Origin of the sequence: Colwellia sp. BRX10-9 (assembly GCF_014077405.1) — a bacterium.
Classification (GTDB): domain Bacteria; phylum Pseudomonadota; class Gammaproteobacteria; order Enterobacterales; family Alteromonadaceae; genus Colwellia_A.
Genome location: NZ_JACGVV010000021.1, coordinates 59,596 through 75,396 on the forward strand (window position 1 = coordinate 59,596; position 15,801 = coordinate 75,396).

A 15,801-nucleotide genomic window follows, 5' to 3' on the forward strand; every position below is an offset into this window, starting at 1 on the left:
TTAGGTTATAATATGAGCAGTTGTGCTGTATATCGCAAAGTAAACCTTTCGACTGAGAGTGAAATTCACCTCACTTTTACAATATTATCAACGCACAACAATACCAACATAACTACTACAACTAGACTTTCTATTAGTTATCACTGCGGTGAATAGTACTTATTTAATCAAATGATTCGTAGTAGCTCAAAAATCAGGTAAACTATAAGCAAAATTTTTCCTTGCTAATGATGATAATGTTATTAGCCCATTAGAACTAGAGAGAGTTTTAAATGAGTCTATATTTAGAGTACATTAAAGAAATTGAAAATCGTAAGAATGAGCTAGGATTAGCTCCTCTACCCATTGATTCTGCTGATCTATTATCAGAAATCATTGCTCAAATTAAAGATTCTGCAAATGAGCATCGCGAAGATTCACTTAACTTTTTCATTTATAACACTTTACCAGGCACAACCAGTGCTGCAGGTGTAAAAGCTGAATTTTTAAAAGAAATTATTCTAGCTCAGTCAGTTGTCGCAGAAATTACCCCAACGTTCGCTTTTGAATTGTTATCTCATATGAAAGGCGGCCCTTCAATTGAAGTACTTCTTGATTTAGCATTATCTGATGACGCAGCAGTAGCAAAACCAGCAGCAGAAGTTTTAAAAACTCAAGTATTTTTATATGACGCTGATACAGCACGTCTTGAAGCTGCATTTAAAGCAGGCAACGCACTGGCGAAAGATATTTTAGAAAGCTACGCTCAAGCTGAATTCTTCACTAAGTTACCTGAAGTTGAAGCAAAAGTTGAAATAGTCACTTATATTGCCGGTGAAGGTGATATCTCAACTGATTTATTATCTCCAGGTCATCAAGCACACTCACGTGCTGACCGTGAATTACATGGCCAATGCATGAGCACTCCAGAAGCTCAAGCAGAAATTAAAGCTTTACAAGTTAAGTACCCTAAAGCGAAAGTCATGCTTATCGCTGAAAAAGGCACTATGGGTGTTGGTTCATCTCGTATGTCGGGTGTTAACAACGTTGCACTATTGGCAGGTAAACAAGCAAGTCCATACGTACCGTTTATTAACATTGCGCCTATAGTTGCGGGTACTAATGGTATTTCTCCAATCTTCTTAACAACTGTTGATGTAACTGGCGGCATTGGTCTTGACCTTAAAAACTGGGTTAAGAAAGTCGATGCAAGTGGCAACGCCGTTGTTGATGCAAATGGTGATGCAGTTTTAGAGGAAGCTTATTCTGTAGCGACTGGTACCGTATTAACTATCGATACCAAAGCGAAAAAATTATACAACGGTGACAAAGAGCTTGCGGATATATCTTCAGCCTTTACACCACAGAAAGTTGAATTCATGAAAGCTGGCGGTTCTTACGCGGTAACATTTGGTAAGAAATTACAAACGTTCGCAGCTGAAACACTTGGCGTAGCAACACCACCTGTATATGCCTCTTCAAAAGAAATTTCTCATGAAGGTCAAGGTTTAACTGCCGTTGAAAAAATCTTTAATAACAACGCAGTTGGTGTAACATCGAACACACCATTACATGCAGGCTCAGATGTTCGCGTTAAAGTTAACATTGTTGGCTCTCAAGACACAACAGGTCCTATGACATGTCAAGAGCTTGAAGCGATGGCAGCATCTACTATTTCTCCACTAGTAGACGGTGCATACCAATCAGGTTGTCATACAGCGTCAGTTTGGGATAGCAAAGCTAAAGCTAACATTCCTAAATTAATGGCATTCATGAACAAGTTCGGTCTTATTACTGCACGTGACCCGAAAGGCGTTTACCATGCAATGACTGATGTTATTCATAAAGTATTAAATGATATTACCGTAGACGATCGCGCAATCATCATTGGTGGTGACTCGCATACTCGTATGTCTAAAGGTGTAGCCTTTGGTGCTGACTCGGGTACAGTAGCAATCGCACTTGCCACAGGTGAATCGGCTATGCCAATCCCTGAGTCTGTAAAAGTTACTTTTAAAGGCAAGATGCAAGGCCACATGGATTTCCGTGATGTAGTTCATTCTACTCAAGCGCAAATGCTTAAGCAATTTGATGGCGAAAATGTCTTCCAAGGTCGTATCATTGAAGTGCATATCGGTACATTATTAGCTGACCAAGCATTTACCTTTACTGATTGGTCTGCAGAAATGAAGGCAAAAGCCTCAATCTGTATTTCTGAAGATGAAACATTAATTCAATCACTTGAGCTTGCTAAGAGCCGTATCCAGATAATGATCAACAAGGGTATGGAAAACGAAGCGAAAACACTTAACGGTTTAATCGCCTTAGCTGACCAACGTATCGAAGGAATAAAATCAGGCACTACGCCAGCATTAGCACCAGATGAAAATGCTAAATACTACGCGGAAGTAGTAATTGATTTAGATATTATCGACCAGCCAATGATTGCTGATCCAGATGTAAACAACGACGATGCTTCTAAACGTTACACTCATGATGTTATTCGCCCTGTTTCATACTACGCTGATAAATCAGTTGACCTAGGTTTTGTTGGTTCTTGTATGGTTCACAAAGGTGATATGCAAATTATCGCTCAAATGTTCCGTAATATGGAAGCACAAGGTAACAAGATAGAATTTAAAGCTCCATTAGTTGTTGCACCACCAACTTACAATATTGTTGATGAGCTTAAAGCTGAAGGCGATTGGGAAATTTTACAAAAATATTCAGGCTTCGAATTTGACGATGCTGTACCTAAAAATGCTGCACGTACTAAGTACGAAAACATCATGTACCTTGAACGCCCAGGCTGTAACTTATGTATGGGTAACCAAGAGAAAGCTGAACCTGGTGACACGGTTATTGCAACATCAACACGTTTATTCCAAGGTCGTGTTGTAGCAGATACTGCTGAGAAAAAAGGCGAATCGTTACTTGGCTCTACACCGTTAGTTGTACTTTCAACGATGCTTGGTCGTTTCCCAACAATCGAAGAGTACAAGTCAGCAGTAGAGGGTATCGACTTAACTCGATTTGCTCCTCCTACGCATGAGATGACGACTAAGTATACTGCTCAAGCAGTACCTATTACAGTAATGTAATCACCGATATAGAGTCCTTAATAAGGGACTCTATTTTAAGCGATACATTAAAATAGACTTAGAAATATAAGGGGTATTTATTTTGGTTTAGTGAGGTAAAACTTACTATCAACTAAAATAAGTAATCCTTTTTTATTTTAATCTTCTAGTTATTAAAAATGGCACAGCCATGCAAGGACTATCCTCACTTAACTGGGTCTGTAATTAAGTGAGCACGTGAGAGAAGTTTACATTGAACAGAAATGCTTCTACTGACTAGCGCATTCAATATTAGCAGATAACGAAGGCATAATTAAATTTGGAAACGATTTTCTGTCATCAAACTTTTCAATACCTTTTAACACTTCAATGGTAAAACCATAAGTGCCACAAATCTCGTAAGACTGTCTCATCATAAAAGTAGCCAGCTTATCAAAATGAGTATCAGACTTAGGGTTAACCACTAAGTGATATTTATTGTCAGAGAGTTTTGTTTGTTCAAACTGAATATTGTGATCAAAATCCCATTGTGAAGCTCCGTTTTCAGAAACAATGTTGGTACAAGCAGATAGAGCAAAACAAGTAATAGCTAAAGTAAATAAACGCATCATAAGTCCTTTTCAAATAATAATTTATAGTATAAAGCAGCTGTACTCTACCATCGACAACCAAAAATGTACTAATGCTGAGACAACATAGCTGCCAAGGTATGGCGATGGCGCTGAGACAGTTCACGGTTCCTAAACATAAAAACCAGCAAAAATGCTGGCTTTTATATGAAGTTAGTCAAGCATTTACAAGTGCTTTTCTAAGAATTCACCCACCACCTTAAATGCTTCTATGCGATTTTCATTTTCATCGAGATAATGTGTACCATTAGCAAACTCAACAAAATCGATATCTAAATCAGCGTCTTTAGCCGCATCATAAAAATCGTCAGATTGGCTAAACCTTACCTGAGTATCATGTTTACCATGAATCAATAATATCGGTGCTTTGATCTGTTTAAGATAGTTAATTGCAGAAGTCGCTTTAAGACTGGCAATAATTTTATCGTCCGTTGGGTTACCAATGGTTTTATCAATAAAAGGTCGTTTAGATTCGTATCTGTATTCATCTTTTGCTAACTCAAGTAAGTCACCAATCCCAGCGATACTGGCAATACATTTAAATTGCTTGGGCCTTTGAAATGCAGCCGTTAATGCCACATAACCGCCGTAGCTAGCGCCAACAATACAGCTATTATTAGTATCAACCAGTTCGGTCTCAGCTAACCAGTCTATCGCCTCATAAATATCATCTTGCATACGTTTTCCCCACTGTTGGTAACCAGCGGTTTGATAAGCGTTACTAAAGCCAGTGGAACCACGAAAGTTAACTTGCAGTACTGCATAACCTTTACTGGCAAAGTATTGCACAAACGGACTAAAGTATTGGTAATCTCTTGATTGTGGACCGCCATGAGGGTGAATAATCAAGGGTGGTTTTTTATTATTACTCATTGGCGTTGTTGGCAACGTTAAATACCCGTGCAATGACATGCCATCAGATGCTTCAAATTGAAACGGTTGAACACTAGCCAGCGACTTGCCTTCTAAATAGGGGTATTGACTGATCCAAAAACCACCTGATTTTTTAGCTAAATCTAACCAAAAAAACTTAGGGGGTGAATTATCTCGCTGAGCAGCTACTAAAATTTTCTTTTTATCTTTGCTCATACTATAAATACTGGCTTGGTATTGCTTGAAACTATTTTTTACAATGTTATAGATTTCAGTGTCAGCATCAGTAAAAAAATGATTCTTACGGTAGTGCTCGAAATAAATAGCACCAATAACTTCATTTCTATCCGCATTAAAAATAGCACCTTCTACATCATAGTTATCATTAGCATATAATAGCTTATCGTAGGCTCCCGACTTAATATCATATTGCCAAAGTGCGTCTCTGTGTAACTTGTGATCAGAGATAACAATCGCCTTATCATCACTAACTAAAATAGGAGAAAAAGTTTCACCTTCGAACGCCTTTTTAGAGTGTAATAACTTCCACTCATCATTATTGTCTTTTCTGTACCATATATTCGTAATAGTACTGTCATAATCGTCAGACCCTACACCCAATACGACATCACCCGCTTTATTGGCAACCCAACTATAAACGTCATATTTATTAACGAATAACTTTTCAAATTTATTTTCATAAATATTAACTTTATAGACAGATTGTCCTTTATCTTTAGGAGAGTACATCTGCAATAATACAAATTCTTTTTCTGCTTTTAATAACGAAACAACTTGTTGAGAGCTGTTTAAATCATACATAGCGATTTCTGCACCCGTTAAACTGCGAAGGTTTGCTGCACGATTTAATTCAACCAACTTACTGCCGTCAATGTTAACCGAAAATAATCGATTAACTCGAAATCTATCACCCCATTGCTTTTTAGAGTAACTCGACGATACCAACAAACGTTCATTATTTGCCCACATAACCGAGTCTATTCTGTCTTTAGACTTTTTAAGGCTAACAAGTTTTATAATGCTATTTGAGCCAAAGTCACTCATCACAACCGACGGACCATCTTCACTGTTAAATATTCCAGCAATATGTTTACCATCTGGTGATACGGTAGGTTCTTGAATTATAGGTAAGTGACCAAACTCCTTGTAGGTTAACGTTTGTTTTTCTGCATGACTTAAGAAGGTCACGCTGAGCAATAGAATAGTGATTATTATTTTTTTCATTACTGCATCCTAGCGACTTGTTGATTAGCGGTAGTTGTCATTATCGATGATACGATAAAAATCATTTACCTATATCTTTACAAATTATTTACAAAATTGCCAGTAAACTTGCCATATTTATAATTCAGGTCGATCCAAACTAATAACGACGTGGGTCATTGAAAAAAAGATGACTGATAATAATGATCAAAAAAGGAAAGTAATAAGGTATATCGCTGAATTTCACTAAATAGCGTTGGTGAATTGGGGCTTAGGTACTTAGTTCAGTAAAGATTAAGCGCTAACTAAAACAATAGCCCATAAAAAATGCCATTCACTATCAATAGTGAATGGCATTTCAGCATAAATGCAAGTTTATCGTTTATTTAAAAACAATGATTATTTCTTTTTCTTTACCGCTTTTGCATTAGGTAAATCAGTAATTGAACCTTCAAAAATCTCAGCCGCTAAGCCAATAGATTCATTTAATGTTGGATGAGCATGAATGGTTAAGCCTATGTCTTCTGCATCAGCACCCATTTCAACAGCTAAACAAATTTCGCCCAACATTTCGCCTGCGTTGATACCAACAATGGCACCACCAAGAATACGGCCCGTTTCTTTTTCAAAGATTAACTTAGTTTTACCTTCAGTACGGCCAGAAGCGATAGCACGACCAGAAGCCGCCCAAGGGAAGTTAGCGACTTCAATGTTTAAACCTTGCTCTTTAGCTTCAGTCTCTGTTACGCCAGTCCAAGCCATTTCAGGATCAGTGTAAGCAACAGAAGGGATACAACGTGGTTCAAAGGTATGTTTCTTACCTGAGATAACTTCTGCTGCACAATGCGCTTCATGAACCGCTTTATGTGCAAGCATAGGTTGACCAACAACATCACCAATAGCAAAAATATGTGGAACGTTAGTACGTAGTTCATTCGTTACATTGATAAAACCACGTTCATCAACGTTAACACCTGCTTTGTCAGCAGCAACTAAATGACCATTTGGCTTACGGCCAACAGCCACTAAAATTTTGTCGTAACGTACCGGTTCTGCTGGTGCTTTTTTACCTTCAAAAGTCACATACAAACCGTCAACTTTAGCTTCAACTGCAACCACTTTAGTAGATAACATAATGTTGAAGTTTTTCTTGTTGAAATTAGTATAAATTTTAACAATGTCTTTATCTGCAGCTGGTACTAATTGATCAGCAAATTCAACCACTGAAACATTAGCGCCTAAAGCTCTGTATACCGTACCCATTTCTAGACCGATAATACCACCACCCAATACTAACATTTCATCAGGAATGTCATGAAGTTCTAAAGCGCCTGTTGAATCAATAACGCGTGGGTCATCATTTGGAATAAAAGGTAAATCGATAACAGAAGAACCAGCGGCGATAATAGCATTATCAAAAGTAACCGTCGTTTTCTCGCCGTCATTGCCTTCAACTTCAATGGTTTTATCTGAAGTGAACTTGCCGTAACCATAAACTGTAGTCACTTTACGCGCTTTAGACATTCCACCTAAGCCGCCAGTAAGTTGAGAGACTACGCTATCTTTCCAGTCACGAATTTTATCTAAATTAATTTCAGGCTTACCAAAAGTAACCCCGTGTGAAGCCATTGCAGCTGCATCATCAATAACTTTAGCAACATGAAGTAATGCTTTTGATGGGATACAACCCACATTCAAACAAACACCACCTAATGTTTTTCGGCTTTCAATTAAGACTACATCTAAACCTAAATCTGCAGCACGGAATGCCGCTGAATAACCACCAGGGCCTGAACCTAATACTACTACTTGAGTTTTAATTTCGTTACTCATGTTTACCTCAATTAACTTGTTGTTTTGTCATTTATCGCTTTGCCAATATGGAAAGCCACAAATATAATATTATTTATACTTTACTGGGCGGAATTTTACTTAAACTCCTACCAAAGTACCATCTTTAATCGCACCTTCTTTGACCAAAGTAGTAAAAAGTGAGAGGCACTTCTGCCTGCTCACTTTTATCTTAGCGTCAAAGACTCTATCAATTATAAGATCAATTGACGAATATCAGACATTACACTGGCTAAGTGTACCGTAAAGCGCGCGGCTAAGGCACCGTCAATAACACGATGGTCGTACGACATTGATAATGGCAACATAAGTTTAGGCTCAAAATCCTTACCATTCCACTTAGGTTTTATTTCTGATTTTGAAACACCTAAAATTGCCACTTCTGGAGCATTAACAATCGGCGTGAATGCTGTACCACCAATACCACCAAGACTAGAAATAGTAAAACATCCACCTTGCATATCGGTCGCTTTCAATTTGCCATCTCGTGCTTTCATGCTAATTTCTAGAAGTTCGCGAGAGAGTTGATGAATACCTTTTTGGTCGACATCACGTACTACCGGGACAACTAAACCATTAGGCGTATCAACAGCAACACCGATGTGAATGTATTTTTTGAGAATTAAGCTTTCTCCGTCTTCACTCAAACTTGAGTTAAACGCAGGGAATTCACGTAAAGCATCAGCAACCGCTTTTAAAATAAAGACTAATGGCGTGATCTTAAAGCCTAGCTTTTTCTTTTCACAAATAACATTTTGTTCTTTACGAAACGCTTCAACATTAGTGATATCAGCTTCATCAAATTGAGTAACATGTGGAATAGTTACCCAATTACGATGAAGAAATGGACCTGATATTTTTTGAATACGCGTAAGTGCTTTCGTTTCAATTTCGCCAAATTTCGAGAAATCGATAGCCTTAGCACTGACGACCTGTAATCCACCCTCACCCGCAGCAACAGAGCTACCCGCGTTAGCTTTAGGTCGAGACAGTTCGTATTTCACGTAAGACTGTACGTCTTCTTTTAAAATACGACTTTTTCTGCCCGTTCCTTTAACTAAGGTTAAATCAACACCATATTCACGTGCAATACGGCGAATCGATGGCGAAGTATAGATACTGCCCGATGAAGCCACTTTACCCGCTTGTGGGTGATGCGGAACAGGAGCAGCCTTTTGTGGTGCGGGTTTAGCTTTCGGTGCTTCAGCAACTTCTTCAGCAACAGGAGCAGGAGCAGCGACTTCAACTGGTGAGCCACTTGATGTTTCAAGCTTAATAACAATAGCGCCCTGCTTTACTTTGCCACCAACGCTAACCAATACTTCTTTAACGGTACCCGCATGTGACGAAGGCACGTCCATTGTCGCTTTATCTGTTTCTAAGGTGATTAAACCATCTTCAACTTCAATAACATCACCAACACTCACTAAAACGTCGATAATTTCAACTTCACCGTCTTCACCAATATCAGGAACTGCAATATCAATAATTTCACTTTGTGCTGATACCGCCGCTTTAGCAGGAGCCTCAGCAGGTGCAGGAGTTGACTCAACTTCTGCAACCGTTTCTTCTACAGCTTCTGCTGGCGCTTCGTCTGTAGTTTCAGCCGTTTCAGGTGCTGCTTGCGATGATGTCATTTCAGCAATCACATCACCTTCTTTAATTTTATCGCCAACACTGACCAATAATGCGGATAACTTTCCAGCAAATGGTGCCGGGATATCCATTGATGCTTTATCAGTTTCAACGGTAACAATTCCTTCGTCTGCTTCGATTGAATCGCCAACAGCAAAACAAATTTCAATAATTTCTACTTCGTCACCACCAACATCAGGGACTAGAATTTTTTGACTATCTGACATATTAAATCTCCTAGTCTGCTTATGCGTAAAGTGGGTTAAGTTTTTCAGTGTCGATATCAAAGCGTTTAATCGCTTCAGTAACTACTGAACGCTCAACATCACCACGGTTAGCTAACTCAAATAACGCCGCAACAACAATATAAGCAGCATTCACTTCAAAGTGAGTACGTAAATTAGCGCGACTGTCACTTCGACCAAAACCATCGGTACCTAAACAGCGGTATTCGGTGTCTATGTAGGCACGCACTTGCTCTGAATAGTTTTTAATATAATCAGTTGCTGCAATTGCAGGACCATTTTCTTTGGTAATAACGTTAGAAATGTACGCTTGTTTTTGCTTACTTTCTGGGTGAAGCATATTCCAGCGTGCAACATCTTGACCGTCACGGGCTAATTCATTGAATGAAGTTACTGAGTAAACATCACTTGAAATACCGTAATCAGCACTTAAAATTTGTGCCGCTTCACGTACCTTTTCCAAGATAGTGCCTGAGCCCATCAACTGCACGTTAACTTTTGGTTTTTTCGAAGCTTTCTTCGCTGCTACCGTTTCAAGCTTGTAAATACCTTTAATTATTTGCTCTTCAACATTTTTATTTTCAGGCATCGCCGGATGTTTATAGTTTTCGTTCATCAAGGTTAAGTAAAAGAAAATATTTTCATTTTCTTCATACATGCGACGTAAACCTTCACGCACAATAACCGATATTTCATAACCATAAGTAGGATCGTACGTCACACAATTAGGGATCAAACCTGCTTGCACATGTGAGTGACCATCTTGATGTTGTAAACCTTCACCATTCAAGGTTGTTCGACCGGCAGTAGCGCCTAGTAAAAAGCCTTTTGCTTGGCTATCACCCGCAGCCCAAGCTAAGTCACCAACACGTTGGAAACCAAACATAGAGTAGTAGATGTAAAATGGGATTGTTGTCGCATTACAAGTAGAGTAAGACGTACCCGCTGCAACCCAAGACGCCATAGCACCTAATTCATTAATACCTTCTTGTAAAACCTGACCTTTTTTATCTTCACGATAATAAGCAACTTGGTCAGCATCTTGAGGAATGTATTTTTGCCCTTCGTTTGCGTAAATACCCACTTGGCGGAATAAACCTTCCATACCAAAAGTACGCGCTTCATCAGGGATAATAGGCACGATACGCTTGCCTATTTTTTTATCTTTTAATAGTGCATTCAATACACGAACAAAGGTCATTGTTGAAGAAACTTCACGATCACCAGAGCCTTTCAATATTGCGTCAAAGACTTTAAGAGATGGGATTTCTAACGTTTCATCTGCTTGTACACGACGAGCAGGTAAAGAACCCCCTAACGCTTCACGACGCGCTTTCATGTACTTGAACTCTTCACTGTCTTCAGGGAATCGATAGAAAGGCAAATCAGCAATTTCATCATCATTGATCGGCATATTGAAACGATCACGGTAAAGCTTAATAGACTCAACATCCATTTTCTTCACGTTATGAGCAACATTCAATGCTTCGCCTGAGGCACCTAAACCAAAACCTTTTACTGTTTTTGCTAGAATGACAGTTGGACGACCTTTAGTTTCTATCGCTTTTTTATAAGCGGCGTAAACTTTAACCGGATCATGGCCACCACGATTCAAACGATAAATATCTTCATCAGACATATTGGCAACCAATGCCGCTGTCTCAGGGTATTTATTGAAAAAGTTCTCACGGGTATATTTACCACCCTTGGCTTTACAGTTTTGGTATTCACCGTCAACCGTTTCTTCCATAAGTTGTAAAAGTTTACCTGAAGTGTCACGGGCAATAAGGGCATCCCAGTAAGAACCCCAAATAACTTTAACGACTTCCCAGCCAGCGCCACGGAAAGTACCTTCAAGCTCTTGAATAATTTTGCCATTACCACGAACAGGGCCATCTAAACGCTGTAAGTTACAGTTAATAACAAATGTTAAGTTATCTAAACCTTCACGCGAAGCTAAACCAATAGCACCTAATGATTCTGGCTCATCGGTCTCGCCATCACCTAAATAACAGTAAACGCGTTGTGCTGAACAATCTTTGATACCACGATCGGTTAAATATTTAAGAAAACGCGCAGTATAAATTGCTTGTAATGGACCTAGCCCCATAGAAACAGTTGGGAACTGCCAGAAATCTTTCATCAAATGAGGGTGAGGATAAGAAGATAACCCTTTACCATCACATTCTTGACGAAAGTTATCCATTTGAGATTCAGTTAAACGACCTTCCATAAAGGCACGCGCATAAATACCTGGAGAGATATGTCCTTGTGCGAAAATAAAGTCACCACCGTCTTTTTCAGAAGCCGCTCTGAAGAAGTGATTAAAACCGACATCGTATAACATCGCAGAAGAAGCAAAACTGCCTATATGTCCACCTAAGTCTAAATCTTTTTTCGACGCACGAAGTACCAGCACTAAAGCGTTCCAACGAATAGCTGCACGAATGCGTGCTTCAATCGTTTGATCACCTGGCATATTAGGCTCTTGCCCAGGAGGTATGGTATTTACATAAGCTGTTTTTGCTTCAAAAGGTAAATGTGTGCCACTGCGACGAGCGCGGTCAATAAGTTTTTCTAAAATGAAATGTGCACGATCTGGACCTTCATTTTCCAGAATAGAATCCATAGATTCCAACCACTCTTGGGTTTCCAATGAATCTAAATCAATTTTTGGGAGCTCAGACATAATTACTTAGTTTCCAATAGTTAGTAAGTATATATAGTCATCATTACTCTATATGCAGGTTTATTGCGTTTCAAAACTAGCACTACGGCGTTACTCATTGTTGCAATAGCGAACCATTGCTGCAAACGAATGCCTTGTATCTATAATTTTGCACTCACACTAAACTTCAACATCTTAAATTATGATAGCTATAAGTTAAATTTCTGTGTTTAAAGATAGTCAACTTTTGCATATTTACATGCTTTGATTAACGTTAAACAGTTATTTTCTAAATTTTATTTTGCAACGTAATAGCTATTAATATTCACTACGTTGCATTCTGCGCATTGATCTTTCCATGCGACTATCTTCTTGTGACATTTTTAGTAGCACTTCTTCTATAAAAGCGAGGTGACGGTGGCTTGCCCCCCAAGCTTTTTGTGGCTGACCACTAATAATTGCGTCTAACAAGCGTTTTCTAAATTCAGCCATTTGCGCAAATATATCTGGGCGCTTAGCTAAAACAGTAAGATTTTGCTCAATATTATCAATCAACAAACTCGACATACTTCGCGCTAAGTGCAGAGTGACCGCATTGTGTGACGCCGCACATATAGCAAGATAAAAGTCGAATATAGCCTCAGCCTCTAAACGTAAATCATTTTCTAACTGGGCATTGCCGATACCGTCATGCTTTTTCTGTATTTCAGCAAAATCATTTTCCGTGCCTCGCATCGCCGCATAATATGACGACATCCCTTCAATACCATGACGAAACTCTAAGAGATCAAATTGCGACTCTTTACTTTTCGACATTAACTCAAATAACGGATCAGACAAGCCTGATAAAATTTGGTCACTAACAAATGTGCCACCACCTTGGCGACGATTTACTAAGCCTTTAGCTTCTAACTTTTGAATAGCTTCGCGTAATGAGGGTCGAGAAACATCAAATTGTTTTGCTAACTCTCGTTCAGGTGGTAATTTTTCACCTGCTTGCAAGCTACCTTCAAGAATCAAGGCTTCTAATTGTCGTAAAATTACATCCGACAATTTTGCTTGCTTAACTGGCTTTTGGATACCTGACAATGTCATAACTAACAGCTTAACCTATAGTTTTATTGGCCTAGAGTTAGATAAAACTAAAAAGTGATTAAACTTTCTTTGTAAATCTTCTAAAAAACCAAGAGGTAAATTGGTCTTACCAATCAAAAAAGTGGTGTAAAAATACCAAAAAAAACACATTTTGTAAAGAGAAGATAGATCAGCTAGGCTGATTTTCCAAGTACTATTTTAGAGCTCAAACTCCAAACAACTGTTTGAATAGCTAACACAATAACTCAAATAAAAGCCTTATATCGAACGCTATTTAACCAACAAGGTGGTCATTAAGCTAAATTATTTTATCTGGTTATTTTTAGTTTTATACGCATTGAGATTCGATAACAGATCAAAAAAAACATTATAAAAATTATTGAAAAGCCCGCTATAAATTACGCTTAACTCTTATAAAAGGGCTAGATGTTAAATAAAATAGCCCTTTACAAAGCTGAGTTTCCATTAATTAAAAGTCAATTTAAGCGACACAAAACAATAATGAATTATAGGACTATTTTTTAATTTATAGCTTTATCTGACCAATCTAAACGAATATCCCACCCTTCTACTCGATGCTCTGGCTCTAATGGTGCAACTGATTCATCGATCGTCTTATGAACGTTAATTGCAGGCGTAATATTGACATCGCGGCCATGAATAAAACTCTGCGTTCTGACAATTTGGGTATAGGCTTTATTCATCGCATAAGCACGTTGCTTGGACGGGGTAATTAACGCATAAACATCCGCTTGCTTTACTTTCTCCTTATCAACAGAGCCATCTTTTTTATACCACTTGCTGTGCATTTCCATGTTTTCTCGAAACTCATTACCGCCACCATTAATTTGCAGATATTGTAAAATTTCTCCCTCTTGCTGTCCTTTCGATGGTGCATCTTTCATACCTTTTAAATTGATATAGCCCCAACCTGCTCGTCCAGTTACTTTTCTTGGAAAAGCAAACGTTTGATCAATCGTGGTACCTATAGCGGAGTGACAGCCCATGCAATAAAAAGTTTCTTCATAAGACTGAGGTCGTAACTCACCATTATAATCTTCTATGTAGCCTTGAATAAGCCAGCCAAATTTATTATTAAAACCACGGTCTTTAACACGGATATAACTGGGTAATTGTTCATCAAGTTTCTCTTTTCGCTCTCGCCGATAAGCACTGTCTATTGCCGAGTCATTTAATAATTGCGTTTTAGTCATATAGCGCAACTCTTTCATCCGTTGCGGAATAGTGGTTTCACCCTTTGTATCAATCCCAACATAACGAACTGAATGCATAATTTCGGTGTTAACCGGGTATTGTTGACGAGGCACTTTAATCTGCTTGGCATCGCCAACAAAGTATTCTTGAGCTAACAATAATTCAACTTGTCTGGTTAATTGACCATCTATATTTAAGTCGCTATTAAGCTTTACTTCATCGGCTGGGAAAATATCTATTTGTGGTAAAGCCTTAATACTCATTTCAACTAACGAAAGATTAATTAAATAGACATCTTCATTATATTCGCCATTAAGTTGCCTAAACTCTGCTGATAAGCGAATTAATACATCATCTGTGGCGCCATTCGTTGGCCAAAAGGTTCCCGGAAAGGGTTTGTAATTAAACGCCACCCAACCTGTGCCATCTTTAGCAATACCTTTATCATTAAAAGCTTCACCGGCTAAATTATAGTTTTTCAAGTCGGGAATAAAACCTTGCCAGTTATTATCTTTTAATGTCGTCGACAATTGACTGTAGTTATCTTGATCTATGTATTGTGCTATTTGTTCATCAGATATTTTTGCTATCCAGGGTTCGCGGTTAACAAATAAGTTTTTCCAGCTATTACTTTCACCTTCATCCGAAAAGTTGTAAAGACCCTGATTAACCCCGTCATTACGTAAATTATTGCGGTAACTATCAGTTTCAGTATGGCTATAGGTTTGATGACAGGTGTAACAGGGATTGTTACTCCCTGCAGTTTTGGTGTAACACTGCGATGGAATAGGTGCTTCTTCATTAATGCTGCCATTAGCTGTCGGCGTGATTATTTCACTCATGTCTACTTCGGGTAATAAGCCCTGAGTCATTTTTTCACTTTTTGATAAACTCGAAAAACCAATAAAGGAAATCGTCACAAGTAAACTAAATATTAATACGTAATTTTTCATAAGCTTTAATAGCCCCTCATTTATATATTCAGTAAATTATACAAGGCTTTTATTACAGTTATTTGAAGCGCACTTTCATATTTTCTTAACAATAAAGTCAAAAAGACGTCACCTAAATGTCACACCCCGATATTACTTTAATAGCGTTTTTACACATAACTCTAGGAAGATAAAATGCTGAATCTAAAAAAAAGAAAAATAGCGACACTCATGGCAGTGATTCTCGGTTCGTCAATGTTAACAGCGTGTGGTGGTGATGACGGTAAAAATGGTACAAACGGTTCTAATGGCGTCATTGGATTAGATGGTAGCAATGGCAATGATGGTGTCAACGGTACTGATGGTACTGATGGT

General features: G+C 38.4%; 8 protein-coding genes and 1 pseudogene. 2 read left to right on the forward strand and 7 right to left on the reverse strand.

Translation table 11 applies throughout. The annotated features are described in order from the left end of the window. Positions 1 to 272: 272 nt before the first annotated feature. Entirely contained in the window at positions 273 to 3,080 is a 2,808-nt protein-coding gene (locus tag H4J69_RS12935; protein ID WP_182213647.1) for a bifunctional aconitate hydratase 2/2-methylisocitrate dehydratase, read from the forward strand. Between the two features lie 248 nt (positions 3,081 to 3,328). Here the strand turns inward: H4J69_RS12935 and H4J69_RS12940 are convergent, their stop codons facing one another. The 7 genes from H4J69_RS12940 to H4J69_RS12970 all read right to left on the reverse strand — a co-directional run bounded on the left by H4J69_RS12940 (position 3,329) and on the right by H4J69_RS12970 (position 15,447). Continuing rightward, the gene (locus H4J69_RS12940; RefSeq protein WP_182213649.1) at positions 3,329 to 3,667 is read right to left on the reverse strand and encodes a hypothetical protein; all 339 of its coding nucleotides are present in this window, start codon (positions 3,665 to 3,667) and stop codon (positions 3,329 to 3,331) included. A gap of 186 nt (positions 3,668 to 3,853) precedes the next feature. After that, the gene (locus tag H4J69_RS12945) at positions 3,854 to 5,806 is read right to left on the reverse strand and encodes a S9 family peptidase (RefSeq protein WP_182213651.1); all 1,953 of its coding nucleotides are present in this window, start codon (positions 5,804 to 5,806) and stop codon (positions 3,854 to 3,856) included. Positions 5,807 to 6,184: 378 nt separating this feature from the next. Beyond that, positions 6,185 to 7,618, reverse strand: coding sequence for a dihydrolipoyl dehydrogenase (lpdA, locus tag H4J69_RS12950; RefSeq protein WP_070375807.1), 1,434 nt, complete (start codon positions 7,616 to 7,618; stop codon positions 6,185 to 6,187). 212 nt (positions 7,619 to 7,830) lie between these two features. Beyond that, the gene (aceF, locus tag H4J69_RS12955; RefSeq protein ID WP_182244588.1) at positions 7,831 to 9,498 is read right to left on the reverse strand and encodes a dihydrolipoyllysine-residue acetyltransferase; all 1,668 of its coding nucleotides are present in this window, start codon (positions 9,496 to 9,498) and stop codon (positions 7,831 to 7,833) included. A 19-nt stretch (positions 9,499 to 9,517) separates the two neighbouring features. Beyond that, positions 9,518 to 12,205 carry a pyruvate dehydrogenase (acetyl-transferring), homodimeric type gene (gene aceE / locus H4J69_RS12960; RefSeq protein ID WP_182213654.1) on the reverse strand — a complete coding sequence of 896 codons (2,688 nt, stop codon included), beginning with the start codon at positions 12,203 to 12,205 and terminating at the stop codon, positions 9,518 to 9,520. Between the two features lie 297 nt (positions 12,206 to 12,502). Further along, complete coding sequence (pdhR, locus tag H4J69_RS12965) at positions 12,503 to 13,264, reverse strand: pyruvate dehydrogenase complex transcriptional repressor PdhR (protein ID WP_157471132.1); 762 nt, start codon at positions 13,262 to 13,264, stop codon at positions 12,503 to 12,505. Positions 13,265 to 13,800: 536 nt separating this feature from the next. Continuing rightward, complete coding sequence (locus H4J69_RS12970; protein WP_182251972.1) at positions 13,801 to 15,447, reverse strand: hypothetical protein; 1,647 nt, start codon at positions 15,445 to 15,447, stop codon at positions 13,801 to 13,803. 174 nt (positions 15,448 to 15,621) lie between these two features. Here H4J69_RS12970 and H4J69_RS19945 point away from each other — a divergent pair. Next, a pseudogene (locus tag H4J69_RS19945) lies at positions 15,622 to 15,801 on the forward strand (hypothetical protein); the annotation flags it as partial.

What these genes read in the sequence shown, in the direction of transcription:
- H4J69_RS12935 (WP_182213647.1), top strand. Translation starts at nt 273, where the DNA reads ATGAGTCTATATTTAGAGTACATTAAAGAAATTGAAAATCGTAAGAAT.
- H4J69_RS12940 (WP_182213649.1), bottom strand. Translation starts at nt 3,667, where the DNA reads ATGCGTTTATTTACTTTAGCTATTACTTGTTTTGCTCTATCTGCTTGT.
- H4J69_RS12945 (WP_182213651.1), bottom strand. Translation starts at nt 5,806, where the DNA reads ATGAAAAAAATAATAATCACTATTCTATTGCTCAGCGTGACCTTCTTA.
- lpdA (WP_070375807.1), bottom strand. Translation starts at nt 7,618, where the DNA reads ATGAGTAACGAAATTAAAACTCAAGTAGTAGTATTAGGTTCAGGCCCT.
- aceF (WP_182244588.1), bottom strand. Translation starts at nt 9,498, where the DNA reads ATGTCAGATAGTCAAAAAATTCTAGTCCCTGATGTTGGTGGTGACGAA.
- aceE (WP_182213654.1), bottom strand. Translation starts at nt 12,205, where the DNA reads ATGTCTGAGCTCCCAAAAATTGATTTAGATTCATTGGAAACCCAAGAG.
- H4J69_RS12970 (WP_182251972.1), bottom strand. Translation starts at nt 15,447, where the DNA reads ATGAAAAATTACGTATTAATATTTAGTTTACTTGTGACGATTTCCTTT.